Source organism: Bradyrhizobium sp. (assembly GCF_052389815.1).
Taxonomy (GTDB): domain Bacteria; phylum Pseudomonadota; class Alphaproteobacteria; order Rhizobiales; family Xanthobacteraceae; genus Bradyrhizobium.
Genome location: NZ_JBQTHN010000140.1, coordinates 1 through 25,002 on the forward strand (window position 1 = coordinate 1; position 25,002 = coordinate 25,002).

Below are 25,002 nucleotides of genomic sequence, written 5' to 3' on the forward strand. Positions count from 1 at the left end.
CTGGCCGGCTTGAGAACGCGTCGCGTCTTGCGCTCGAGCCCATCGAGGAATGCGCAAGACGGGCCATGCCCGCCAGCATCGGCGGCGTACCGGCGAAAAGTCAATTAAGTGCACTGTCACCGTAATAACAGAGCGGTTGGGTACTGGAAGCCGACCGCGGTACTGTTTTGTCCCCAGCCATTGATGGCGGTGTTGACTACAACCGAGAACCCAAAGGCTCCGGCATTAAGCTGGCCCGTGATCGTTCCTCGAAAAAGACCGAATGATTCGTCTGCCATCTGACACCGCTAGTTAGAAAATCTATCGCCCCAAATCTCGGTAAGCACGTACAGCACGAGTACAGTCGCGGGAAGGACAACAATGGCCGTCAGAAACCGTTGCTTGAGGTATTCTCTAGTTTGCTCGTCCTTGGGCGCGAACTCCCAAGTCATGCGCTCCCACAACCCGACCCTTCTTGATGGCCGAATGTTTCGTATCCAAAGAGACCCGTGAATGATCACTGCCGCGATCGCCAAAGATAGCAACATAAACCAAGGGCCCCGCGTCATCCGAGGGTACCCTCAAATGGATTGCTGGAATTCATAGTCTACGCCTGACCACGTTTCGCGCTCGCTTTGCAAAGAGCTGTTGCCGCCTTCCATCCTCACCCGTCACAAAATCGGCTTCGCTGCCGCCACCTGCTCCCGCATCTCCGCCTCCGCGCCGAACGGCGCGACCAGCTCGACGATGCGCATGTTGGGGCCGCTCTTCCATTCCACCGCGGTCAGCCGCTTCTCGCCGCCGTCGATGCGTCTGGCGACGAGGTCGTCGGCCATCGCCCATAGGGCCACGCCGACCGGCTGCTCGCCCTTGTAGAACAGGCGGAATTGGCGCAGCAGGATCGCCGGCATCACCAGCCATTCGAGATCGCCGAGGGGAATCTGCTTGTGGCGCGGGCTTTGCGTCATCAGCCAGGTGATCTCGCCAAGCACCTGCGACACCGTCTTCGGCGCCGCCTCGGGATGGCCCTGCGCCGACGCGGCGGCGCCGGCATGGGCGGCCTCGCCCGAGCCCGGCGCGTTCGGCGCGCGGCCGAATTCCGCCAGCGCCGCCTTCAGCGCGGCCTCGCCGAACTGCGGCTGCGCGGCGTACCCGGTCACGGGCGCGTTCATTCGCTTTCCTCCCGGCGGCGGCCTCCTGAACTGGAAGGCCGGTAGCCTTACCCGAGCCCAGAACCTAGACAGCCGGTGGGGTACCAGGCAAGCCGGGCCGGGTACAAAGCCCTCGACCCGGAGAGCCGTCGAAGGTATGCCATCACCGCAACTTCCGGTTGCTGGCCTTTGTGCCGACCGTGACGAACCAGGCCTAATAAACCGAACGCCCGGCGCGCGAGGGCGGCGCAGCCGGCGCGGCAGGCGGCGCCACCGGCATCGCCTCGCCCGGCATCGTCTCGCGGCAGCGGTTCTTCTGCCAGGCCTGCTCGGCGAGCTTAGCCTGTCCGCGCGTCGAGATATAATCGTTGCGATAGGCGACCTCCGCGACGATGGCCCCGCCCGCGCCGGTCTCCGCTTTCGCCATCAGTCCCTGTAGTTCCGCCGAGCGCGCCGCAAGCCGCTTGCGCTCGGCCTCGAGCTGCTTGCAGTCGTACAGCTCGTATTTGGCGGGATCGGCAAAGGCCAGACTCATGTCGTCGCTCATACTGGAGCAGCCCGGCAGCGCCAGCGCAAGCGCCAGCACCGCGGCGGCGCGGGCACGCGAAATTGGCAGGCGAGCGGGTAGTGAAAGGAGCATCTGACCTTGGTAGATCGAGGACGTTGAGAATGCCTAAAGCAGCCGTGGGTGTCGGGATTGAGGCTTTGCTTCTACGATCTCATTTCTCTAAAGAATATGGGCACCATCAGGTCGGATTGACTTGGCTTCTGCTCTAAGTATTTGATTCTTAAAGAAATGCGGGCGTGGCGGAACTGGTAGACGCAAGGGACTTAAAATCCCTCGGTGAGCAATCGCTGTGCCGGTTCGAGTCCGGCCGCCCGCACCACGCTTCGCCCTGACGGGCTACGCGTGGCGCAGCCACGCGGGACCGTAAGGGCAAAGCGTGTCCGACGTAGCTTGAGCGGAGCGAAGGTGAAGACGGACTACGACAGGGCGAAGGCGGACGTGTTGCCGCGAGCTACGGCTCGGCAAGCCGCAGCCCTGACGGGCTACGCGTGGAGCAGCCACGCCGGGGGCCGGCGAGAAGCGAAGACGGACTGCGGAAGCAAATCGTGGTACTCTCGAATCATGGCTTCACAGAAGAGCACGTCCAAGAAGCGGAAGGGTTCCGGCTTTGTCGTCGGTAGCGCCCGATTCAGGAAAATCAGCGCGGTCGAGGGGATTGAATTCGGGCCGGGTATGAAGGGTCGCGCTGCCATCTCAAAGAGCGAGGCCGAAAGTCCGGCGGAACGCCGCAAGGCGATTATCCGCGCCTACAGGAAGACCTGACTTTTCGCATGTATGACGCGGTTGCCGATGAATACAGCGCAGCTTCATCGCTCGAAGCGGCGGAATGCGGCTTCGATCTCGGCGTTGCTCGCGAAATGGCGGCGCCTGGCCTGAGCAAGTCCCTCCAGCACAGCCGGAAGATGCGCGGGATCGATTTCCTCCGGATCGCCCGCATCGCTCAGCATGGCGAGCGCGATGTCGTCCTGGCTATCCGGAGGCAAGCGGCGAACCGCTTCCAGCGCCTTTTCGAGCAACCTGATCATATGAAAAATATAGAAGCAGGAAGCACAAAATGAAAGAGCGTTCCCCTCACCGCTTGATCCGCATCCGCCCCATATAATCCCTCTTCCCGATCGGCACGCCGCGGGAGCGCAGGATGTCGTAGGCGGTGGTGGCGTGGAAATGAAAATTCGGCAGCGAGAACGAAAGCACGAAGGTTTCGGCGACGAACGGGATTTTCGTCTCGCCGAACTGGAAGAAGACGTCCTTGCCTTCGAGCGCGTTGACCTCATCCGGCTTCAAGGCTTCCAGCTTGCCCCTCGCCTCGGTCAGCAGCGCCTGCAGGCCGGCATAGTCGAGCGGGTCGGCCTTGCCGGGCGGGTTGAACACCCCGCTCTTCAGCGCCTCCATCGCGCCGGCGGAATGATGCGCCACGCTCCTGATCTGGAAGCTGAACGGCGCCATGTCAGGGAATAGCCGGTGCTCGACCACCTCGCCGGGCTCTGCGTTGCATTCCTTGCAATGGGCGAGGCCCTTCTCGAGAAAGCCCGACACGGCTCCGAGCGTCTGCAAGTAGGTCGGCACACTCAAATCGTACAGCGAGATGGCCATGTGAATCCTCCCCAGGATACGCCCGCAGCTGAGCGCGGGCTGTTTTTCGGTTATGATGCGGTCAGGTCCGATGCTATCCGAAACAGAAGCGAGATCAAATCTTTGACATGAAACAGTTCGCACCTGGCCCGAACGAGGGCATCGCTCCGCATCGCAAGGGCGCGCCGATCAAGGTCGCGATCGCGGGCCTCGGCGCCATCGGCCTGAAGATCGCCGAGGCGCTGGATCGCGGCATTCCAGGCTGCGCGCTGGCGGCGGCTTCCGCCAGTGACCGCGGCAGGGCCGCCGCGCGCCTCGGCCACCTCGCGCATCCGCCGCCGGTCGTTGCGATCGAAGAGCTCGAGCCGTTGGCCGATCTCGTCATCGAATGCGCGCCGGCGAATTTGCTGCCTGCGATTGCCGAGCCGTTCCTGCGCGCCGGCAAGACCGCGCTGGTGCTCAGCGTCGGCGCCATCCTCGTCAACGAGCACCTGATCGAACTCGCCCGGAAACATGGCGGCCAGATCGTCGTGCCGACCGGCGCCCTGCTCGGCCTCGACGCGGTTGCCGCGGCAGCGGAAGGCACCATCCGCTCGGTGCGCATGGTGACGCGCAAGCCGGTGCGGGGACTGGCCGGTGCGCCCCATCTAGCCGAGCACAATATCCGCATCGAGGGCATTACCGCGCCCTTGCGCATCTTTCAGGGCACGCCGCGGGAGGCGGCGATCGGCTTTCCCGCCAACCTCAATGTCGCGGTGGCGCTGTCGCTTGCCGGCATCGGGCCCGACAAGACGACGCTCGAGATCTGGGTCGATCCCTCGCTCGAACGGAATGTGCACCGCATCGAGGTCGAAGCGGACTCGGCGAGTTTCTCGATGCAGATCGAAAACGTGCCGTCGGAAAATCCGCGCACCGGACGCATCACGGCGCTGTCGGTGATCTCCTATTTGCGCAAGCTCGGCGCGCCCTTGCGCGTGGGTTCCTGACTGCGGGCGCGGGAACGTTGCCGGCCTGAAAATGTTGTCATGCAGCGGATGGAGCATGACGACATGACGGGCAAGAAGCCATCACCTCGACGCCCCAAGAAGGACGAGCGCCAACCGCCGCGCGATTCCCGTGGCGATGAACCTGTTTCGGAGCCGGGATTGCCGCCCTTCCTGAATGACGGGCCGGAGCTGGTTCGCGACAGCCATTGCTGACGTTAGAGCGTTTTCAAGCGAAGTGGATACCGGTTCGCGTAAAGAAAACGCGTCAAATCAAGAATCGAGGCTAGACCGGAACGGCGCCCTCGCGGCGCCGTTCGCACGAGACACGCTCGCCGATCATGCCGGCGCGGCGGCGCCCGCGAGAAATTCCCGATGCCGGCCTGGCGCCGCGTCGAACAGCGCCCTGGTGTATTCATGCTTTGGCGCCGCGAACACGTCCGAGGTCGTGCCCTGCTCGACGATGACGCCGCGCTGCATCACCGCGATGCGGTCGCAGACTTGCGCCGCGACCCGCAGGTCATGGGTGATGAAGAGCACCGCGAGATTGAACCTGCGCCGCACCTCGTCGAGCAGCTTCAGTACCTGCGCCTGCACCGAGACGTCGAGCGCCGACACCGGCTCGTCGCCGATCAGGAGCTCCGGCTCCATGGCGAGCGCACGGGCAATGCAGATGCGCTGGCGCTGCCCGCCCGAGAACTGGTGCGGATAGCGGTCGACCGCCTCCGGCGACAGATGCACGATAGCCATCAGGTCGCGCGCCCGTTGCATCGCCTCCTGGCGCGACAGGCCGAAATTCATCGGCCCCTCGATGATGGCTTCCCCCACGGTGCGGCGCGGATTGAGCGAGCGGTAGGGATCCTGGAACACGAACTGCACCCGCCGCCGCATCGGACGGAACTGGGCTTCCTTCATCGCGGCGATGTCGGAATTGTCGATCCGCACCGCGCCGCTGGTCGGATCCACCAGCCGGGCGACGCAGCGCGCCACCGTCGACTTGCCGGAGCCGGACTCGCCGACGATGCCGAGCGTCTCGCCGCGCCGCACCTCCAGCGAGACGTCGTTGACCGCCTTGACGATGCGCGCCTTCGGATTGAGCCACGAGCGCTTGCCGAACGTCTTGAACAGTTTCTCGGTCTGCAGCACCACCGGCCCGGTCACCGGCACGCGCTTGGGCGGCGTCATGCTCGGCACGGAAGCGAGCAGCATCCGGGTATAGGCCTCGCGCGGGTTGCGCAGCACTTCCTCGGCGGCGCCCTGCTCCACGATGCGGCCGAGCTGCATCACCACCACGCGGTCGGCGATTTCCGAGACGACGCCGAAGTCGTGAGTGATGAACAGCACGCCGGTCTTCTTGCGCGCTTGCATCTCCCGCACCAGCTTGAGGATCTGCGCCTGCGTGGTGACGTCGAGCGCGGTGGTCGGCTCGTCCGCGATCAGGAGCGCCGGATCGAGCACCAGGGCTGCCGCGATCATGATGCGCTGGCGCTGGCCGCCGGAGAGCTGATGCGGATAGGCGTCGATCATCTGCTCGGGATCGGGCAGATGCACCGCGCGCATGATGTCGAGCACGCGCTTGCGCCGCTCCTTCGGGTCGAGGTCGGTGTGAACCTCCAGCACCTCGCCGATCTGGTCGCCGACCCGCTCCACCGGATTGAGCGCCGTCATCGGCTCCTGGAACACCATGGCCATTCGCTTGCCGCGGGTCGCGCGCAGGCCGGCGTCGGACTTGGTGGTGAGCTCCTCGCCCTCGAGCCTGATCGAGCCGCTCTCCACGGTCATCGCGTTCTTCGGCAGAAGGCCCATCACCGCCTGCGCGGTGACGGATTTGCCGGAGCCGGATTCGCCGACGACGCAAACGATCTCGTTGGCGTCGACGGTCAGATTGATACCCCGCACGGCGTGCGGCCGGTCGCCACCGCCCTTGATGGCGACGGAAAGATTGGCGACTTCGAGAACGCGGTTTGCCATGATCACACCCGCTTCGCCATCTTGGGATCGAGCGTGTCGCGCAATCCGTCACCGATGATGTTGACGGCGAGAATGGTCATCGCCAGGAATACTCCGGGATAGATGATGTTGTGCGGGAACAGGCTGAACACCTGCCTGCCCTCGGCCATGATGTTGCCCCAGGTCGGCACCTCCGGCGGCACGCCGATGCCGAGGAAGGACAGGATGGCCTCGATGAGGATGGCGGAGGCGCAGATGAAAGTGCCCTGCACGATCATGGGCGCAATCGTGTTGGGCAGCACGTGCCGCCAGAGCAGTTTCGGCGTCGAGGTGCCGAGCGTCACCGCCGCCTCGACATAGGGTTCCTCGCGCACGCTGAGCACGATGGAGCGCACCAGCCGGACCACGCGCGGCACCTCCGGCACCGTGATGGCGATGATCACGGTCCACACGCTGGAGCGGAACAGCGACACCATGGCGATCGCCAGCAGAATGGCCGGGATCGCCATCAGCCCGTCCATGATGCGCATGATGATGGCGTCGAGCAGCCGGAAGAAGCCCGCGAGCAGACCAATGAACAGGCCACAGACAATGCTGATCAGCGCCACCGCAACGCCGACCAGCAGCGAGACGCGCGCGCCATAGACCACGCGGCTATAGACGTCGCGGCCGAGGCCATCCGTGCCGAACCAAGCGACCATCTTGATGCGTTCGCCGGTATCGGTGCGGAAAAAGAACTCCGCGCCGGGCACCTTGTTGCGCGCGATCGGATTGATTCCGGTGGGATCGATGGTGCCGAGCCACGGCGCCAGCAGCGCCATCAGCAACACGATCGCGATGACCGTTCCGCCGAACAGGACGGCCGGATTGTGCAGCAGGCCGCGGAACACCGCGCTCGGTTTGGCCGGCGCCGGCGCGATGGGGGTATCGAGAATCACATCGGCCATCAGTAGCGGATCCTTGGGTCGAGGATGGTGTAGAGCATGTCGACCGCGAGGTTGATCATGACGTAGACGAAGGAGAACAGCAGGATCACGGCCTGGATGGTCGGATAGTCGCGCGCCAGCACGGCATCGACGGTCAGCCGGCCGAGGCCGGGAATCGTGAACACGCTTTCGGTGACGACGACCCCGCCGATCAGCAGCGCGATGCCGAGGCCAATCACGGTGACGATCGGCACCGCTGCATTGCGCAGCGCATGGCGGAACAGCACCTTGCGTTCGATCTGCCCCTTGGCCCGCGCGGTTCGGATATAATCCTCCGACAACACCTCCAGCACGCTGGTGCGGGTCATGCGCGCGATCAGCGCGATATAGATCACCGACAGCGTCACGGACGGGAGGATCAGCCGCTGCACCCAGCCGCCGACGCCCTCCCCGATCCGCTGATAGCCCTGCACCGGCAGCCAGTTCAGATAGATCGCGAACAGGTAGATCAGGAGATAGCCGATCACGAACACCGGCACGGAAAATCCAAGCACCGAAAAGCCCATCACGATGCGGTCGATCCAGGAGCCGTGCCGGTGCGCGGCCAGCACGCCGAGCGGAACCGCGACCAGCACCGCGATCATGATCGTGAAGAAGGCGAGCGACAGCGTCGGCTCGATGCGCTCGCCGATCAGCTGGGCGACCGTCTTCTTGAAGAAGAAGCTCTCGCCGAAATCGCCGCTCAGCACCTTGGCCGACCAGATGAAGAACTGCTCGACCATCGGGCGGTCGAGGCCGAGCTGACCGCGGATCTGCATCACCTGTTCGGTGGTGGCGTTGTCGCCGGCAATGATCGCCGCGGGATCTGAAGGGGTGAGGCGCAGCATCAGGAAAATGAAGACCGCAACCACCACCATCACGGGGATCGTGCCGAGCAATCGCCGGAAGAGATAACCATACATCGACATGGACGCGCGATCCTCAAAAAACGAACGGGCGGCGGCGAACCGCCGCCCGCCGTCGTTGCGTTACTTGGTGATTTCGACGTTCCAGAGCACCGGCACCGGCGAGATCAGGTAACCCTTGACGTTCTTGCGCATCGCATTCGGCGACACCCACTCGCCGACCGGAATCTCCGGCGTGTACTCGATGACGCGCAGCTGCACCGCTTCCGCGATCGCTTTCTGCTTGGCAGGGTCGGTCTCGCTGGCAAAGTCGGCGCGCAGCTTCTCGAGCTTCTCGTCGCAGGGCCAGCCGAACGATGCCTTGTCGCATCCGGCGTTCACATAGGCGGTCGAGATCGGGTTCATCACGTCGGCGGCGATCCAGGACGTCATGAAGGCGTTCCAGCCGCCGGCGTTGGGCGGGTCCTTCTTGGCGCGACGGGCGACCAGAGTCTGCCAGTCCATCGACTGCATATCGACCTTGAAGCCCGCCTTCTCCATCAGCGATTTCGCCACCGGCGCCAGATTGGTCAGAACCTTGAGGTCGGTGGAGTGCATCAGCACCACGGGCGTACCGTCATAGCCCGCCTCCTTCAGCAGCTCCTGCGCCTTCTTGGCGTTGGAAGTGAGAAGGCCGTCCATTCCCTTGGTGGTGGCCAGCGCCGTATCGCAGATGAACAGCGCCTTGCACGGCCTGATGTAGTTCTCGTCGCCGATGGTCGCCATCAGGAAGTCTTCCTGGTTGAAGGCGTACCACAGCGCATGGCGGATTTTCGGATTGTCGAACGGCTTATGCAGCGTGTTGGGCCGGAAGACGTACTGGTTCTTCGCCAGCGGCGAGACGAAAACGGTGACGTTCGGGTCTTTCTTCAGGGTGGGAAGCAGGTCGTGGCTGGGCGCCTCGATGAAATCGATCTCGCCCTTCTGGAGTGCGTTGATCGCCTGCTGCGCGTCGGAAATGGCGCGCCACTCGACGCGGTCCACCTTGGCGATCTTGCCGCCCGCGAGACCCGAAGCAGGCTCGGAGCGCGGCTTGTATTTGTCGAACTTGACATAGACCGTCTTGTCGCCGGGCTTCCACTCATCCTTGACGAAGACGAACGGACCGGAGCCGGTGAAATCCTCGATCTGCTTGTTGGGATCGGTGTCGGCGACGCGCTTGGGCATCATGAACGGCACGTTGGACGACGGCTTCGACAACCCGAGCAACACGAGACCGGTCGGTTCCTTGAGCTTGATGGTGTATGTCTTGGCATCGACTGCATCGATCGAGGCGACGAAGGTCATCATCTTCTGGCCGAGCGAGTCCTTGGCCGCCCAGCGCTTGATGGAGGCGATGCAGTCTTCCGACGTCACCGGCTTTCCGTCGTGCCACAACAGGCCCTCGCGCAGCGTGAAGGTAAAGCTCTTCTTGTCGGGCGCGGTTTCGTACTTCTCGACCATCTGCGGCTTGACATCGCCCTTCTCGTCCTGGGCGAGAAGCGTGTCGTAGATCATGTAGCCGTGGTTGCGGACGATGTAGGCTGTCGTCCAGATCGGATCGAGGATCTTCAGATCCGAGTGCATCACCGCGCGCAATGTCGTCTGGGCAACCGCGGGGGTTGCGGCAACCGCAATGCCGGCCGTACATGCGGCAGCTAGAATTGCATTTTTGAACACGTTCATTTTTTTACCTCCACGGGATCGATCTCCCTCCCTCGGCCCGGCAAGACCCATCCGGACCGTCGATCGGGCGAGATTGGCACAGGACCCCGGACCGGCCAAGCCCGGCGTCCCCGCCGCCGGCATCCGACGATCGACGGCGCCCGCGGCAAAAATACCCAAGCCAGAAGCGTGCCAGAATTCGACCGGGGACAACTGTGCACCGGAAGGTGAGCACCGCGCTACGCGCATGCCGACCCGGTTTTCCGGCGGGCGCCTTTTCGCTTTACAAATATGCCGCTGTTCCCTCTCGTATGCGGACCTCGCCAAGAACACTCATCAAGAACCGAGAGTCCCTCCCATGAATCCAGCCAATCTGCCCTTCGATTCCGAAGTCATGCTGCAGGGATTGCGCAGCTGGGTGGAATGCGAGAGCCCGACCTGGGACGCCGCCGCGGTCGAGCGCATGCTCGATCTTGCAGCGCGGGAGATGGCGATCATGGGTGCGACCATCGAGCGCATCGCCGGGCGCCAGGGGTTTGCCGGCTGCGTGCGGGCGCGTTTCCCCCATCCGCGGCAAGGCGAGCCCGGCATCCTGATTGCCGGCCATCTCGACACCGTGCACCCCGTCGGCACCATCGAGAAGCTGCAGTGGCGGCGCGAAGGCGACAAATGCTTCGGCCCCGGCATCTTCGACATGAAGGGCGGCAACTACCTCACCCTCGAGGCGATCCGCCAGCTCGCGCGCGCTTCCTTCACCACGCCGCTGCCGATCACCGTGCTGTTCACGCCGGATGAGGAGGTCGGCACCCCCTCCACCCGCGACATCATCGAGGCGGAGGCCGCGCGCAACAAATATGTGCTGGTGCCGGAACCCGGCCGCGACAACAACGGCGTGGTCACCGGCCGCTATGCGATCGCGCGCTTCAATCTGGAAGCGACGGGCCGGCCGAGCCATGCTGGTGCCACCCTCTCCTCCGGCCGGTCGGCGATCCGCGAGATGGCGCGGCAGATCATAGCGATCGACGGGATGACGAGCCCGGACTGCACCTTCTCGGTCGGCATCGTGCACGGCGGACAATGGGTCAACTGCGTCGCCACCACCTGCACCGGCGAGGCGCTCAGCATGGCCAAGCGCCAGGCCGATCTCGACAAGGGCGTCGAAAGGATGCTGGCGCTGTCGGGCACCAGCAACGACGTCACCTTCAAGGTGACGCGCGGCGTCACCCGTCCGGTGTGGGAGCCGGATGCCGGCACCATGGCGCTCTATGAAAAAGCCAAGGGCATCGCCAGGACTCTCGGCCAGGAACTGCCGCACGGCAGTGCCGGCGGCGGGTCTGACGGCAACTTCACCGGCGCGATGGGCATTCCGACGCTCGACGGGCTCGGCGTGCGCGGCGCGGACGCGCATACGCTCAACGAGCACATCATCGTCGACAGCCTCGCCGAGCGCGGCCGCCTGATGGCGGGCCTGCTTGCGACGCTGGAATAGAAAATGATCGCGTTCAAGACCATTCGCGCTCGCGCCGAGAAACGCAAGGGCGGGCCGAAGGCGCTGGAAAAGCTGCTGCCCGCCAAGCCGGATATAAAGGCGCTGGCGAAACTGCCCGATGACCGCTTCCTCGCCGAGATGACGAAGCGGGTTTTTTCGGCAGGTTTTGCCTGGAGCGTGATCGAGCAGAAGTGGCCCGACTTCGAAAAAGCCTTTCTCGGCTTCAAGCCCGCCAAGCTCGCCTTCCAGCCCGATGAATTCTGGCACGCGCTGCTGGACGACAAGCGCATCGTCCGCAACGGCGCCAAGATCATGTCGGTGCGCGACAATGCACAATTTGTGCAGGCAATTGCCGGGGAATTCGGCAGTTTCGGCAAATTCCTCGCGGCGTGGCCCGCTTCGGATGAAATCGGCCTGCTCGATCTCCTGAACAAGCGCGGCAGCCGGCTCGGCGGCAACACCGGGCAGATGTTCCTGCGCTTCGTCGGCTGGGACGGATTTGTCACGTCCAGGGACGTCGTGGCGTGCCTGCGCGAGGCCGGCATCGACATTGCCGAGGAAGTGAAGTCGAAGGGCGACCTCGCCAAGGTGCAGGCGGCTTTCAACGCATGGGCCGCGGAGACCAAACTGCCCTACGCCCATCTTTCGCGCATCTGTGCCCTTTCCGTCGGCGAGAACAGGCAGCCTTAAGGAAACAGGCCACCGCCACGCTCTCCGATTTTTCGAGCAAGGCTCGCCGGAAATCGCACGATGCAAGTCATAAGACTGTCGCAGGCGCAGTAGAATGAACTCCCGATGCCATATCTCAGAGCAATCGGATTCCTGGCGGCGCTCGCCGTGACCTATTTATTCGCGGTTCCCTTCCAGTGGTTTGCCCGCCGCTATGATTGGACGCTGCAGCATCGTGTTCAGACGGGATTCTGCCGGATGATGCTCGCAATCATCGGCATCAGAGTGCGATCGCACCGGCAACTGACGGGAGCCAGTCCACGCTTCGTCGTCGCCAACCACGTGTCGTGGACCGATATCCTCGCGCTGGCGAGCCTCTATCCGCTCGTGTTCCTGGCCAAAAAGGAGGTGGCGAGCTGGCCCGTTCTCGGATTTCTTGCGCGCTTGCAGGGAACGGTCTTCGTCGACCGCGGAAACCGCCGAGGCATCCCGCAGGTCAACGCCGCTCTTTCGGAGGTCCTGCGCGCCGGACGCGATGTCGTCGTCTTTGCGGAAGGCACGTCGAGCGATGGCGCTTCGATTCTGAAGTTCAACGCCGCGCATTTCGCGATGCTGTGCGATCTGCAATCGTCGGAGGTTCCCCCGCCTTTCATCCTTGCGCCCGTTGGCATCGCCTATACGGAAACAGATCAGGCCAAGCCCGCAGACATCGGCTGGTACGGCGACATGACGTTTGTCCCCCATCTCTGGAGTCTGATGAAGCGCGACGACGTAGTCTGCCACATTGCGTTCGGCCCGCCCGTGGAAACCGCAGGTCGCGATCGAAAGGCGCTCGCTGCGGCGGCCGAGACGTCAGTGCGCGCCCTGGTTCAGGCGACGCGCCTCTCGGACGAGGCGCCGCCGAAGAATTCGATATAGCGCTCGTCCATCTCGGCGACCGGCATCACCACGAACACGTCGGTCGTGTTGAACCTCCGGTCGACGACGGCGCCATCGCCGAACCGAGCGCCGACGCGCAGATAGCCTTTGATCAAAGGAGGAAGCTGCGCGAGCGCCTTGCGAGCATCGACAGCGTCCTTGCCGAGCATCTCCATGGGAACATGTCGACCGACGTGCGCACGAACCTGCCAGTCGCCCTCTGCGCGCGCGCAATGCGCGAGAAAGCTGAGGGCTGTCGAATGCGCCAGCGGGTTTGCGCCTTCGAAACTGGCGCAGCCGATCAGAACGTCAATCCGGTGCGCGCCGATGTAGGCCAGGATGCCGCGCCACAGCAGTTCGATCGTCCGCTTGCCGCGATAGGGCTTGAGCACGCAGGAGCGGCCGAGTTCGAGGATCCTCTTGTCGGGATGCCGCGCCAGCAGCGGGACGAGATCGTATTCTGCCGCCGAATAGAAACCTCGCTTCGCGTTCGCCACGTCGCTCCGCAACAGGCGATAGGCCCCCACGACTTTCGGCTTGATCCTGCCGTGTCGCGTTCGCCATTTGTGATCGATGACGATCAGATGATCGCAGAACTTGTCGAACTTGTCGACGTCGCGACGCGTCAAGGCGGCCTTGGGGTGCGGCGCCGCGCCGCCCTCTTCGAAGAAGACCTTGAAACGTAGCCGCTGCGCCTTGCGCACATCCTTGCGACAGGACGCCAAGCGCACTTCGAGGGAGCCGATCCGGCCAAGCGAGCCAACGAGCTTGCGCGACGCGGTATCGGAGTTTCTCACGTCACGCGGCGGAAACGCAACGCGAATGATCTTCTTGCCGACCGATGGAGCAATGCCCCACATCTCTGGCCTCCGATTCGGATGGTCTGTGTCGTGGCTAAAAAATCAAAACGCGGCGAACCTTTTGTGACGCAGCGCTCACGCTGAACGGCACGAGGAAGCGCCGCAGACGTCCGGATGGCGCACCGGCTTCGTCATCGTTGCCAGCCGGAGGGTCGTCGAACGTACCCTCGCATGGCTCAACCGCTGCCGACGTCTTGCCAAGGATTGGGGAGGCGTCCGTCGCTTCCGCCGAGGCATGGCTCCTCGTTGCCTCTATCAGACTACTGGCCCGCCGCACCGCAAAGCTGGCAAACGTCAAGGAGTGAATTCTGGATTAGTCTCATATGACCCTCGTTCATGAGGACGGTGAAGCCGCCCGGACGCCCATGCGGCATGCAAATCCGGAAGTGCTTCACGGCTTGCGCCGGTCACAGCGACGAGGCTAACGTCGCCCGCCAGGACGACAGTACGAGACAATAATGACCCGCATCGCCATTGGCGGCTTCCTGCACGAAACCAACACGTTTGCGCCGACGAAAGCGACCTATGATGCATTTGTGCATGGCGGCGGCTGGCCGCGCATGGAGATCGGCGCCAGCGTAATGAAGACGCTGCGCCGCATCAATGTCGGCCTTGCAGGTTTCATCGACGCGGCCGAAGCCGAGCGCTGGGAGCTGGTGCCGACGATTTTCACGGCCGCCACGCCGTGCGCCCATGTCACCGAGGATGCGTTCGAGCGGATCGCGAAGGTCATGGTCGACGGCATCGCCGCGGCGGGAGAGATCGACGCGGTCTATCTCGACCTGCATGGCGCGATGGTGACGGAACATCTCGACGATGGCGAAGGCGAAATCCTTTCTCGCGTGCGCAAGGTGATCGGCAAGGACCTGCCGCTGGTCGTCAGCCTCGACCTGCACGCCAATGTCACACCCGAGATGGTGGAGCATGCGGACGCGCTGATCGCTTACCGTACCTATCCCCACGTCGACATGGCCGAGACCGGGCGGGCCTGCGCACGCCATCTCAAGCTGATGCTGGAGACGAGGCAGCGCTTCGCGAAGGCCTTCCGCCAATTGCCGTTCCTGATTCCGATCAGCTGGCAATGCACCAACGACCAGCCCACCAGGGGCATCTATGAGAAGCTGGCCGCAGTGGAGAGCCCGGCCGTGCCGACGCTGTCCTTTGCGCCGGGCTTTCCCGCGGCCGATTTCCCCCACTGCGCGCCGAGCGTGTTCGCCTATGGCCGAACCCAGGCCGCGGCCGACGCGGCAGCCGATGCGATCGCGGCGCTGATCGAAAGCCTTGAGAACGATTTCGACGGCAAGATCTGGTCTCCCGACGAGGGCGTCCTTCACGCCATGGAACTGGCGAAAACCGCGACAAAGCCCATCGTCATCGCCGACACCCAGGACAATCCCGGCGCCGGCGGCGATTCCGATACGACCGGCATGCTGCGCGCCTTGGTGCGCCACAAGGCGGAAGCCGCCGCCACCGGCGTGATCTACGATCCAGAGGCGGCAAGGGCCGCCCATGCCGCAGGCGAAGGCGCGACCGTCACGCTGGCGCTCGGCGGCAGGTCCGGCATCCCGGGCGATGCGCCATATAAAGAGACGTTCGTCGTCGAAAAGCTCTCGGACGGAAACTTCATCGCGCCCGGCCCGTATTTTGGCGGACGCGTGATGGAGATGGGACCGTCCGCATCCCTGCGCATCGGCGATGTCCGCGCAGTGGTCGCCTCCAACAAGACACAGCTCGCGGATCAGGCCATGTACCGCTTTGTCGGCATCGAGCCGACCGAACAGAAGATTCTCGTCAACAAGAGCTCGGTGCACTTCCGCGCCGATTTCGAGCCGATCGCCGAAAGGCTGCTGATCTGCGCCGCGCCCGGCGCGATGCCGGCCAACACCGCCGACCTGCCCTGGACGCGGCTCAAGCCCGGCATCCGCGTCAAGCCGAACGGCGCTCCCTTTATTCCTGCAACCAAATCACGCTCAACCGGATAGAAAGATTATGCCCACCATCGAACGCATCGAAGGCTATGCCGACGAACTCACAGCCATACGCCGGGACCTGCACGCGCATCCCGAGATCGGGTTCGAGGAGGTGCGCACGTCGGGCATCGTCGCGGAGAAGCTGAAGGGCTGGGGCATCGAGGTGCATCGCGGGCTCGGCGGCACCGGTGTGGTCGGCGTGCTCAAGGGCAAGGGCAATGGCGGAAAGCGCATTGGCCTGCGCGCCGACATGGACGCGCTGCCGATGGAAGAGAACACCAATTTGCGCTGGCGCTCGACCATTCCCGGCCGCTTCCATGGCTGCGGCCATGATGGCCACACCACCATGCTGCTGGGCACCGCGCGCTATCTCGCCGAGACCCGCAATTTCGACGGCACCGTGCACTTCATCTTCCAGCCGGCCGAAGAGGGCCTCGGCGGCGCCCGCGCCATGATCAAGGACGGGCTGTTCGAGAAGTTTCCCTGCGACGAGCTCTATGGCCTGCACAACGCGCCGGACCTGAACCATGGCGAGATCGCCATCCTGCCCGGCCCCGCCATGGCCGGCGCCGACTTCTTCGACATCGTCATCAACGGCTATGGCGCTCACGGCGCGATGCCGGAACGTTCGAAGGACGCCGTCGTCATCGCGATGACCGTCGGCAAGGCGCTGCAGACGATCGTCAGCCGGAACGTCGATCCGCTGCAGTCGGCGGTGCTCTCCATCACCCAGATTCACGCCGGCTCCGCCTACAACGTCATCCCCGGCGAAGCCAGGCTGTGCGGCACGGTGCGCGCTTTCTCGGATGAAGTCCGCAGCCTGATCCGCGAGCGCATGCGCGCGATCTGCGCCGGCATGGCCGCCGCCTTCGAGGTCGAGATCGACGTCGACATCCGCGACATATTCAGCGTGCTGATCAATCAGGAAGAGCAGTCCAGGGTGGTGGAGGAAGTCGCGCGCACCGTGGTCGATCCGGCAAAGGTCATCACCCGCTCGCAGCCGAAGATGGGCAGCGAGGACTTTGCCGACATGATGCAAAAGATTCCCGGCGCCTATTTCTGGGTCGGCCACGACGGCTCGGTCCCGGTGCACAATCCCGGTTACGTGCTGGACGACAAGATCCTCCCCATTGGCGCCAGCATGTTCGCCCGCATCATCGAAACCCGTCTCCCGGCAGGTGCCCATGCATAAGGCCAAACAAGAAGAAACCGTCACCTCGCTCCACGACCTTTCCGCCCACGACCTGATCGCGGGCTACAAGACCAAGCAGTTCACGCCCTCCGAAGTGCTGGCGGACGTGATTGCGCATGTCGGGCGCTGGGAGCCGCACATCAAGGCGCTCTATTTGTTCGATCCCGACGGCGCACGCAAAGTGGCGAAGGCCTCAACCGACCGCTGGAACAACGGCGAGCCCGCGGGCGTGCTCGATGGCGTGCCGGTCACGATCAAGGACAACATCGCCACCAAGGGCCAGCCGATCCCGCTGGGCGCGGCCAGCGTGCCGCTGGTGGCGGCCGAACGCGACGCGCCGCCCGCAGCTCGCTTACGCGAAGCGGGCGCGGTGATCTTCGCCAAGACCACCATGCCCGACTACGGCATGCTGTCGTCGGGGCTTTCGAGCTTCCATCCCCTCACCCGCAATCCCTGGGACCTCAGCAAGAATCCCGGCGGCTCCTCCGCCGGCGCGGGTGCCGCCGCTGCCGCCGGCTATGGCCCGCTGCATCTCGGCACCGATATCGGCGGCTCGGTCCGCCTGCCCGCGACCTGGTGCGGCCTCGTCGCGCTGAAGCCGAGCCTCGGCCGCGTGCCGATCGATCCTCCTTACGTCGGCCGCGTCGCGGGCCCGATGACGCGCACGGTCGACGACGCCGCGCTGATGATGAGCGTCTTGTCAAAACCCGACCGCCGCGACGGCATGAGCCTGCCCGCCCATGACATCAACTGGAAGGCGCTGGACAAGTCGCCGCGCAAGCTGCGGCTCGGCCTGATGCTCGATGCCGCAGGCCAGGCGCTGGAGAAGCCGGTTCGCGACGTCGCGATCAACGCCGCCAAGGCCTTCGAGGCGGCGGGGGCCGTCGTCACCGAGATCGGCGGCATCCTGACCCGCGAGATGCTCGACGGCATCGACGGTTTCTTCCGCGCCCGGATGTGGGGCGATCTGTCGAAACTGCCCGAGAAGGAACGCGCCAAGGCGCTGCCCTACATCCTGCAATGGGCCGAGCGCGGTGCAAAACTCTCCGGCGTCGAGGTCATCAACGGCTTCAACCAGACCATGGCGATCCGCAGCGCGGCGGCGAAACTGTTCTGCGAGTTCGATTACGTGATCTCGCCGGTCTCGCCGGTGGTGAATTTCCCGGCGGAGTTTGCCGCGCCGCTCAACGATCCAGACAAGCCGTTCGAGCACATCGGCTACACCCTGCCGTGGAACATGTCGGAGAACCCGGCCGTCTCCGTCAACGCCGGCTACGACAAGCACGGCTTCCCGATCGGCCTACAGATCGTCGGCCGCCGCTTCGACGACATCGGCGTGCTCGGCATGGCAAAGGCGTTCGAAGGCCTGCGCGGTGCGCAAAAACCGTGGCCCTCGCCGCCGAAGAAGTAGCGTCTAGGCACAAGTCGTCATCACAAGTCGTCATGCGCGGGCTCGACCCGCGCATCCATCTTCTTCATAAGAAGGGGATGGATTGCCGGGTCAGGCCCGGCAATGACGCGATAAACATGTGCAGCAGGAAACACCCATGGCGTACGAGACGATAAAGTACGAAGTGTCAGAGCAGATCCTCACCATCACCCTGAACCGGCCGGAAAAGCTCAACGCCTTCACCGGCCAGATGCAGCAGGAGCTGATCGACGCCTTCGATGCGGCCGACAAGGACGACGACATCCGCGCCATCATCGTGACCGGCGAAGGACGCGCCTTTTGCGCCGGCGCCGACCTCGCCTCCGGCGCCGACACCTTCGATCGCGACGCGCGGCGCGGGCCGGTCAAGCGGCTCGCCGACGGCAAGGTCGACTACAGCGATCCGCAGGTGCGCGACGGCGGCGGCCAGGTGACGCTGCGCATCTTCAAATCCCTCAAGCCCGTGATCGCCGCGGTGAATGGCCCGGCCGTCGGCATCGGCGTCACCATGCAGCTCGCGATGGACATCCGCATCGCAAGCGAAGATGCGCGCTTCGGCTTCGTATTCTCCCAGCGCGGCATCGTGCCGGAGGCGGCATCGAGCTGGTTCCTGCCGCGCATCGTCGGCATCGCCCAGGCGCTGGAGTGGTGCTACACCGGTCGCGTCTTCCCGGCACAGGAGGCGCTCGCCGGCCGCCTCGTCAGCAAGGTGGTGCTGCCCGACCAGCTGTTGCCGACCGCGCGTGCGCTAGCGAAAGAGATCGCGGCAAAGACCGCGCCGGTGTCGGTCGCCCTAATTCGCCAGATGATGTGGCGCATGCTCGGCGCCGACGATCCGATGGAGGCGCACAAGGTCGACAGCCGCGGCATTTACGCCCGCGGTCGTTCCGACGACGTCAAGGAAGGCGTGGTCTCGTTCCTGGAGAAGCGCCCGGCGCAGTTCAAGAACAAGGTGTCGAGCGACATGCCCGATTATTTCCCGTGGTGGGACGAGCGGGATTATAGATAGCGAAATGCCGTAGGGTGGGCAAAGCGGAAGCGTGCCCACCCTACGAGCAAAACGCTTGAAGGCGGGCACGGCGCTTTGCGCCTTTGCCCACCCTGCTTCATCGTTTCACCGCCGCTCGGGCCTCACGCCGCCTTGATCCGGTCGATGAAGGCTTCTGCGAACTCCCGCATGTTCGCGGACTGACGCGAAAGCTCTTCGGACGCGCCGAGAACCTGGCTTGCGGCAGCGCCCGTCTCGGTCGCTGCGCTCGTCACGGCGCGGATACTGGAGGATATCTCTCCGGTGCCGCTGGCGGCATGCTGAACGTTGCGGGCGATTTCCTGGGTGGCGGCGCCCTGCTCCTCCACCGCGCTCGCGATCGATGCGGCGATCTCATTGATTCGACCGATCGTGGCCGCGATGCCCTGGATCGCGTCCACCGCATCGCCCGACGTGACCTGGATGGCATCGATCTGCCCACGAATGTCGTCGGTCGCTTTCGCCGTCTGTTCCGCCAGGCCCTTGACTTCGGCTGCGACCACCGCAAATCCGCGGCCGGCGTCGCCAGCGCGGGCCGCCTCGATGGTCGCATTCAGCGCCAGCAGGTTGGTCTGGCTCGCGATCTCGCTGATCAATTTCACGACGTCGCCGATCTTCTCCGCTGCGGCCGAGAGGCCCTGCACGGTTTCGTTGGTCCGCCGGCTCTCGGCGACCGCCTTCTGCGCGATTTGCGAAGATTGCGTCACCTGACGCCCGATCTCGCGCACTGAGCCCGAAAGTTGCTCGGTCGCCGCAGCAACCGATTGCATGTTGCTCGAGACTATCCCGGTCGATTCCGCAACACTCGCCACATCGCGGCTGGTACCGTTCGCAGTCTTGCTCATCGACGCCGCGGTAGACTCCAGTTGCGACGAGGCCGATATGACGGAGTCGATCACGGCTGCGATGTCACCATTGAACTGATCGACGAGTTCGCCGATGCGCGCTGCGCGGGCGGCCCGCCGCTCGTTGGCCTCGGCTTCCCTGGCGGTCAGCTCCCGGTTCCGTAACAGGTTTTCCTTGAAGAACTGGACCGATCGCGCCATCACTCCAATCTCGTCGCCACGATCGGTCGCCTCGACCTCGGCATCGAGCTCGGCTCTGGCAAGGCGCGTCATGGTCGCCGCCAGCGAGGCAATCGGCGAGGTGATGGTGCGCGCCAGCACGAACACAGCGATGAGGCTCGCAAGCAGTGCCAGCAGCATCAGGCCACCGACAATGGCAAGCCTTGCGGTGGCATCGGTCTTCTTGCCGAGCATCAGGCTGGAAAGCTCAGCGGCCAATCCGTCCTCGATCTTCTTCAGCAAGTCGATCCGAACCGTGGCGGCATCGAACCAGGCCTTGCTGTCGAGCGACTTGAAGTCGCCAGCAAGCCCACCCTGCTCGACAAGCTTGCGCATCGCGTTGAACTTGTCGATGGCCGGCTCGGACATTGACGCTGCAAACGACTCCCTCGCCTTTGGCAGCGCCACGGCGCGGAAGGACGCAAAGAAGCTCTCCTGCGCCGCCGCAAGACCGACGGCGCGCACATAGGCCTGCGGCTCCAGCCGGCCGGCTGCGATGCCGCCGGCTATCGTCGCCCGTTCGAGCCCAGCGCGCTCCTTGCCTTCGATCAAGTTGGCGTAGGCGGAGATGGATTTCGAGATCTCGTCATCGACGCTCAGCTTGGAAATGCCGGTGACCACGGAAAGCAGGCGCTCGATGAGCTCGGTATAGTAGCGGACCGCATCCGGCTGGGCGATGGTCTGCCCGTCGATCTCGCCGCGTCGCCGGTCGAGCCGGGCGAGGACCTCGTCACTGGCCTGCGTCCCGAGCGCAAGCACGCCATCGCCGGCCTGGCGCAGCTCATTCAAGACCGGCATCGCAATGGCACGCTCGGCGTCCGTGCGCTTTCGCTGCTCCAGCAATTCTGCGCGCAGTTGTGTGCCCTTGCTGGCCAGGAACGCCGAAGACATGCCGCGCTCCCGCTGCACCTCGTGAACGAACCTGCTGAGCTTGCCGACGCCTTCGGCGACCGGCTGCATGCGCGCCATTTCCGAGCGCACCGCCCATTTGATCGAGATTTCGTGCCCTGCCAGAACGGCGAGAGTGACGAGGGGAAACAATGACGATAATGCAATACGATGAAGTATTCTTGTGTTTTTCAGCATGGTCCACCTTTTCTTGTTGGACCAAGTGATAGTTATATTTTGTAAATATTTGATTCCGCGGTGGCGGTGAAATTTTGGGCACGCCCTGACTCAAAACTAGGCGAGCAAAATGCGACTGCGTCACAACGGCGTCACATCACCAGCGCCACGCGCCCGATCGCCTTGCGCTCGATCAATAGCCGCATCGCCTTGGCATAATCCTCGAGCGGCAGCCGATGCGAAACGTTCGGCCGCAGTTTTCCCGCTTCCGCCCATGCGAGCAGATCCTTCAGCCGCTTTGCGCCGAGCGCAGGATCTCTCCGCACCGCCTCGCCGGCGCGCACGCCGAGCACGCTGGCGCCCTTGATCAGCAGGTGATTGGTTTTCGCAAGGCCAATGCCGCCGGTGAAACCGATCACCAGCAGCCTTGCACCCCAGTTGATGCAGCGCATCGAGTCCTCGAACACCGTGCCGCCGACGGGATCGAACACCACGTCGGCGCCGCTTCCGTCGGTGATGCGCTTGACCGCGTCGCGAAACGGCTCGCGGTCGTAGCGCACGAGGTGATCGGCGCCGCGCGATTTGGCGACCTCGAGCTTCTCGTCGCTCGACGCGGTCGCAATCACCGTCGCGCCCAGCATCTTGCCCATCTCGACCGCGGCAAGCCCCACCCCGCCGCCGGCGCCGTGCACCAGCAGCACCTCGCCGGGCTTGATCTGCCCGCGATCGACCAGCGCGTGATAGGCGGTGCCGTGGCCGGCGAGAAATGTCGCGGCCTCCGCATAATCGAAGGTCGAGGGCATCGGCACCAGTTGCGAAGGCGTCACCACCGCCTCGCTGCAATAGGCGCCATGGCGCATCCTGACGATGACCTTGTCACCGACGGCAACGCCCGTTGCGGCAGCGCTCACCTCCACGACATCGCCTGCAGCTTCGACGCCCGGCGTGAACGGCAGCGGCGGCTTGAGCTGGTACTCCCCCGCCACCATCAGCACGTCTGGGAAATTGATGCCGGCGGCGCGGATGGCGACTCGCACTTCGCCAGGCGTCAGCGGCGCGGACGGGATTTCTTCCAGCAGCAAGGCCTCGGGCGGGCCGAGCTCGCGGCAAACCACGATCTTCGGCATCAGGCGGCGCTCGCCTTCCGGCGCAGCAAGGCCTCGCGGATAAGCGGCAGGCGGTCATTGCCGAAATACATGTCGGTCCTGTCGATGAAGATGGTCGGCGAGCCGAAGCCGCCGCGCGCCATTACTTCGTCCGTGTTGGCCTTGAGCTGATCCTTGATCGCCTGGTCGCCGATACCAGCAAGGAACTTTTGCGGATCGATGCCCACGCTCTTGCAGATGTCTGATAGCACTGCGTCCTGCGAGATGTCCTTGTCGCCGCCCCAGTAGGCCTCGAATACCGCGCGGGCGAACGGCACCATGTCCTTGTTGCCGAGCCAAATGCAGCCGCGCATCGCTTTGACGCTGTTTACCGGAAACACCGTCGGCGGCATCTTGATGGCAAGCCCCGCCGAGCGCGCCCAGTCGCCGAGATCCTTCTGCATGTAGCGCGCCTTCAGCGGCACCGGCGTTTCGCGTTGCGCATAGACGCTGGGATTGACGGTGTTGAAGATGCCGCCGACCAGGATTGGCCGCCAGCTGATCTCGGCGCCAAGCTCCTTTGCCATCGGCTGGATGTTGTGCCAGGCGAGATAGGTCCAGGGGCTGGAGCAGTCGAAGAAGAATTCGATCATGGGTGTTTCCTTTGTTTGTTTCTGCTCCCTCGCCCCGCTCTTGCGGGGAGAGGGTTGGGGTGAGGGGCTCTCTCAACGAGACGTGACCTATCGATAGACCTGTACCCCCTCACCCGGATCGCATCTTCCGATGCGATCCGACCTCTTCCCGCAGGCGGGGAGAGGTGAAGGACGTCATTTCCTCCCCAGCACTTCCTTCGCCATCTGTCCGAACATCACCTTCCGCGTCTCCTCGTTGAACGGCTCCTTGACGAACTTTCCGATCGAAAGTCCCGCCTGCAGCTTCGGCCGGGCGCGCACCACCGCATACCACCGCTTCACGTTGCGATAGTCGTCGAGCGAGAAACCTTGCGCCTTGTGGGTTATGGTCCAGGGGAAGCAGGCGATGTCGGCGATGGAAAATTCATCGCCAGCCACGAACGCGCCGGTCTTGCCGAGCTGGCGGTCGAGCACGCCGTAGAGCCGCGCCGCCTCGTCGCGGTAGCGTTCGATGGCGTAGGGAATCTTCTCCGCCGCATAGAGCGCGAAATGGCCGTGCTGGCCGAGCATGGGCCCCAGCCCACTCATCTGCCACATCACCCACTGGATTACGTTGGAGCGTGCCCGCAATTCCGTGGGCAGGAAGCGCCCGGTCTTGTCGGCGAGATAGATCAGGATCGCGCCGGTCTCGAACACCGGGAACGGCCCGCCGCCGTCGGCAGGCGCATGGTCGACAATCGCGGGAATGCGGTTGTTGGGGCTGATTGCGAGAAACTCCGGGCTGAACTGCTCGCCGGCGCGGATATTGACCGGGATGACCTTATAGGGGAGCCCGAGTTCCTCCAGCATGATCGAGATTTTCCAGCCGTTCGGCGTCGGCGCGTAATGCAGGTCGATCATGGCTCCCCTAATGGCCCCGGTGGGACTTTCGTTGTTCTGTACCTCGACCATAAGACATGGCATGGAGACGCTCAATCATAACCAGACGCTGCGCTCCGGGAGGCTCCCATGCTGTTTCCAACCACGATCGCCGGCTCCCTGCCGAAGCCGGAATGGCTGGCCGAGCCGAACATGCTGTGGGCGCCGTGGAAGGCAAAGGGCGAGGAGCTGGTCCGGGCCAAGCGCGACGCCACGCTGCTGGCGGTGAAGCTGCAGGAGGATGCCGGCATCGACATCCTCACCGAGGGCGAACAGGCGCGGCAACATTTCGTGCACGGCTTCCTCGAGAAGGTCGACGGCATCGACTTCGCCCACAGGGTCGAGATGGGAATCCGGAAGGACCGCTACAAGGCGATGGTGCCGCAGGTGGTAGCGCCCCTGAAGCTGAAGGGCCGCGTGCACGCGGACGAAGCGCGCGCCGCGCGCGCCCACACCACACGCCAGCTGAAATTCACTTTGCCCGGTCCGATGACCATCGCCGACACCGTCGCGGACAACCACTACGGCGATCGCGTCAAGATGGCGTTCGCCTTTGCCGAGCTGCTCAACGAGGAAGCGAAGGCGCTGGAAGCCGACGGCCTCGACATGATCCAGTTCGACGAACCCGCCTTCAACGTCTTCATGGACGAAGTCCCGGTCTGGGGCATCCAGGCGCTGGAGCGCGCGGCACAGGGGCTGAAATGCGCCACCGCCGTGCACATCTGCTACGGCTACGGCATCAAGGCCAACGTCGATTGGAAGGAAACGCTGGGCAGCGAGTGGCGGCAGTATGAAGAGATTTTTCCGGCGATCGCCAAAAGCTCGATCCAGCAGGTCGCAATCGAATGCCGCAATTCCAAGGTACCGCTCGACCTGCTTGCGCTGCTCAAGGGCAAGAAGATCCAGGCCGGCGTGATCGACGTCGCCAGCGACACGGTCGAGACATCAGAGGACGTCTGCAAGGTGA

24 protein-coding genes, 1 tRNA gene and 1 pseudogene are annotated in these 25,002 nt (G+C 64.1%); 14 read left to right on the forward strand and 12 right to left on the reverse strand.

The genetic code is table 11. The features are described 5' to 3' along the window. Positions 1-650 precede the first annotated feature (650 nt). Together ACT4OC_RS22140 and ACT4OC_RS22145 are read right to left on the reverse strand one after the other, a co-directional pair. The gene (locus ACT4OC_RS22140; RefSeq protein WP_444841171.1) at positions 651-1,151 is read right to left on the reverse strand and encodes a toxin-activating lysine-acyltransferase; all 501 of its coding nucleotides are present in this window, start codon (positions 1,149-1,151) and stop codon (positions 651-653) included. Between the two features lie 193 nt (positions 1,152-1,344). Beyond that, positions 1,345-1,770, reverse strand: a complete 426-nt coding sequence (locus ACT4OC_RS22145) for a twin-arginine translocation pathway signal (RefSeq protein WP_444841172.1) — start codon at positions 1,768-1,770, stop codon at positions 1,345-1,347. Positions 1,771-1,928: 158 nt separating this feature from the next. On the opposite strand from ACT4OC_RS22145, the gene ACT4OC_RS22150 reads away from it, so the two are divergent. The 3 genes from ACT4OC_RS22150 (at position 1,929) to ACT4OC_RS22160 (ending at position 2,756) form a co-directional block, all read left to right on the forward strand. Next, a tRNA-Leu gene (locus ACT4OC_RS22150) sits at positions 1,929-2,017 on the forward strand. A 242-nt stretch (positions 2,018-2,259) separates the two neighbouring features. Beyond that, positions 2,260-2,460 (forward strand): hypothetical protein, encoded by a 201-nt coding sequence (locus ACT4OC_RS22155; protein ID WP_444841173.1) that lies wholly within the window; start codon positions 2,260-2,262, stop codon positions 2,458-2,460. A gap of 8 nt (positions 2,461-2,468) precedes the next feature. Continuing rightward, positions 2,469-2,756: a hypothetical protein gene (locus ACT4OC_RS22160; RefSeq protein WP_444841174.1), complete on the forward strand. Its 288-nt coding sequence runs from the start codon at positions 2,469-2,471 to the stop codon at positions 2,754-2,756. Positions 2,757-2,769: 13 nt separating this feature from the next. Here the strand turns inward: ACT4OC_RS22160 and ACT4OC_RS22165 are convergent, their stop codons facing one another. Further along, positions 2,770-3,291, reverse strand: coding sequence for a DUF1993 domain-containing protein (locus tag ACT4OC_RS22165; protein WP_444841175.1), 522 nt, complete (start codon positions 3,289-3,291; stop codon positions 2,770-2,772). Between the two features lie 107 nt (positions 3,292-3,398). Between ACT4OC_RS22165 and ACT4OC_RS22170 the strand changes: the two genes are divergently transcribed. Next, the gene (locus ACT4OC_RS22170; RefSeq protein ID WP_444841176.1) at positions 3,399-4,256 is read left to right on the forward strand and encodes an aspartate dehydrogenase; all 858 of its coding nucleotides are present in this window, start codon (positions 3,399-3,401) and stop codon (positions 4,254-4,256) included. A 39-nt stretch (positions 4,257-4,295) separates the two neighbouring features. Next, the gene (locus ACT4OC_RS22175; RefSeq protein ID WP_444841177.1) at positions 4,296-4,469 is read left to right on the forward strand and encodes a hypothetical protein; all 174 of its coding nucleotides are present in this window, start codon (positions 4,296-4,298) and stop codon (positions 4,467-4,469) included. Between the two features lie 123 nt (positions 4,470-4,592). Here ACT4OC_RS22175 and ACT4OC_RS22180 read toward each other — a convergent pair whose 3' ends face one another. The 4 genes from ACT4OC_RS22180 to ACT4OC_RS22195 all read right to left on the reverse strand — a co-directional run bounded on the left by ACT4OC_RS22180 (position 4,593) and on the right by ACT4OC_RS22195 (position 9,738). Then, on the reverse strand, positions 4,593-6,224 hold the full coding sequence (locus tag ACT4OC_RS22180; protein WP_444841178.1) for an ABC transporter ATP-binding protein: 1,632 nt from the start codon (positions 6,222-6,224) through the stop codon (positions 4,593-4,595). 2 nt (positions 6,225-6,226) lie between these two features. Continuing rightward, positions 6,227-7,150 carry an ABC transporter permease gene (locus ACT4OC_RS22185; RefSeq protein ID WP_444841179.1) on the reverse strand — a complete coding sequence of 308 codons (924 nt, stop codon included), beginning with the start codon at positions 7,148-7,150 and terminating at the stop codon, positions 6,227-6,229. After that, the gene (locus ACT4OC_RS22190; RefSeq protein ID WP_444841194.1) at positions 7,150-8,091 is read right to left on the reverse strand and encodes an ABC transporter permease; all 942 of its coding nucleotides are present in this window, start codon (positions 8,089-8,091) and stop codon (positions 7,150-7,152) included. The genes ACT4OC_RS22185 and ACT4OC_RS22190 overlap by 1 nt, the downstream gene beginning before the upstream one ends. 66 nt (positions 8,092-8,157) lie before the next feature. After that, complete coding sequence (locus ACT4OC_RS22195; RefSeq protein ID WP_444841180.1) at positions 8,158-9,738, reverse strand: ABC transporter substrate-binding protein; 1,581 nt, start codon at positions 9,736-9,738, stop codon at positions 8,158-8,160. A 337-nt stretch (positions 9,739-10,075) separates the two neighbouring features. On the opposite strand from ACT4OC_RS22195, the gene ACT4OC_RS22200 reads away from it, so the two are divergent. The 3 genes from ACT4OC_RS22200 (at position 10,076) to ACT4OC_RS22210 (ending at position 12,793) form a co-directional block, all read left to right on the forward strand. Continuing rightward, positions 10,076-11,206, forward strand: coding sequence for a M20/M25/M40 family metallo-hydrolase (locus tag ACT4OC_RS22200; protein WP_444841181.1), 1,131 nt, complete (start codon positions 10,076-10,078; stop codon positions 11,204-11,206). A gap of 3 nt (positions 11,207-11,209) precedes the next feature. Then, on the forward strand, positions 11,210-11,896 hold the full coding sequence (locus tag ACT4OC_RS22205) for a DNA-3-methyladenine glycosylase I (RefSeq protein ID WP_444841182.1): 687 nt from the start codon (positions 11,210-11,212) through the stop codon (positions 11,894-11,896). A 105-nt stretch (positions 11,897-12,001) separates the two neighbouring features. Beyond that, positions 12,002-12,793, forward strand: a complete 792-nt coding sequence (locus tag ACT4OC_RS22210; protein WP_444841183.1) for a lysophospholipid acyltransferase family protein — start codon at positions 12,002-12,004, stop codon at positions 12,791-12,793. Here the strand turns inward: ACT4OC_RS22210 and ACT4OC_RS22215 are convergent. Next, positions 12,745-13,653 (reverse strand): GNAT family N-acetyltransferase, encoded by a 909-nt coding sequence (locus tag ACT4OC_RS22215; protein ID WP_444841184.1) that lies wholly within the window; start codon positions 13,651-13,653, stop codon positions 12,745-12,747. The two genes, ACT4OC_RS22210 and ACT4OC_RS22215, sit on opposite strands and share 49 nt — an antisense overlap. Positions 13,654-13,795: 142 nt before the next feature. Between ACT4OC_RS22215 and ACT4OC_RS22220 the strand changes: the two are divergent. The 5 genes and pseudogenes from ACT4OC_RS22220 to ACT4OC_RS22240 all read left to right on the forward strand — a co-directional run. Further along, positions 13,796-13,958 (forward strand): annotated as a pseudogene (locus tag ACT4OC_RS22220) (IS5/IS1182 family transposase); the annotation flags it as partial. Positions 13,959-14,111: 153 nt separating this feature from the next. Further along, entirely contained in the window at positions 14,112-15,635 is a 1,524-nt protein-coding gene (locus ACT4OC_RS22225; RefSeq protein ID WP_444841185.1) for a M81 family metallopeptidase, read from the forward strand. 7 nt (positions 15,636-15,642) lie between these two features. Then, entirely contained in the window at positions 15,643-16,815 is a 1,173-nt protein-coding gene (locus tag ACT4OC_RS22230) for a M20 aminoacylase family protein (protein ID WP_444841186.1), read from the forward strand. Continuing rightward, positions 16,808-18,226 (forward strand): amidase, encoded by a 1,419-nt coding sequence (locus ACT4OC_RS22235; RefSeq protein WP_444841187.1) that lies wholly within the window; start codon positions 16,808-16,810, stop codon positions 18,224-18,226. The genes ACT4OC_RS22230 and ACT4OC_RS22235 overlap by 8 nt, the downstream gene beginning before the upstream one ends. 136 nt (positions 18,227-18,362) lie before the next feature. Further along, positions 18,363-19,253, forward strand: coding sequence for a crotonase/enoyl-CoA hydratase family protein (locus ACT4OC_RS22240; protein WP_444841188.1), 891 nt, complete (start codon positions 18,363-18,365; stop codon positions 19,251-19,253). 122 nt (positions 19,254-19,375) lie between these two features. Here the strand turns inward: ACT4OC_RS22240 and ACT4OC_RS22245 are convergent, their stop codons facing one another. The 4 genes from ACT4OC_RS22245 to ACT4OC_RS22260 form a co-directional block, all read right to left on the reverse strand. Continuing rightward, positions 19,376-21,421, reverse strand: a complete 2,046-nt coding sequence (locus tag ACT4OC_RS22245) for a methyl-accepting chemotaxis protein (RefSeq protein ID WP_444841189.1) — start codon at positions 21,419-21,421, stop codon at positions 19,376-19,378. Positions 21,422-21,552: 131 nt separating this feature from the next. Next, entirely contained in the window at positions 21,553-22,527 is a 975-nt protein-coding gene (locus ACT4OC_RS22250) for an NADPH:quinone oxidoreductase family protein (RefSeq protein WP_444841190.1), read from the reverse strand. Further along, complete coding sequence (locus tag ACT4OC_RS22255; RefSeq protein WP_444841191.1) at positions 22,527-23,138, reverse strand: 2-hydroxychromene-2-carboxylate isomerase; 612 nt, start codon at positions 23,136-23,138, stop codon at positions 22,527-22,529. Before ACT4OC_RS22255 ends, ACT4OC_RS22250 begins: the two co-directional genes overlap by 1 nt. Positions 23,139-23,312: 174 nt before the next feature. Further along, complete coding sequence (locus ACT4OC_RS22260; RefSeq protein ID WP_444841192.1) at positions 23,313-24,017, reverse strand: glutathione S-transferase C-terminal domain-containing protein; 705 nt, start codon at positions 24,015-24,017, stop codon at positions 23,313-23,315. A 108-nt stretch (positions 24,018-24,125) separates the two neighbouring features. On the opposite strand from ACT4OC_RS22260, the gene ACT4OC_RS22265 reads away from it, so the two are divergent. Next, positions 24,126-25,002: methionine synthase (locus tag ACT4OC_RS22265; protein WP_444841193.1), on the forward strand; the 877-nt coding region annotated here is incomplete at its 3' end.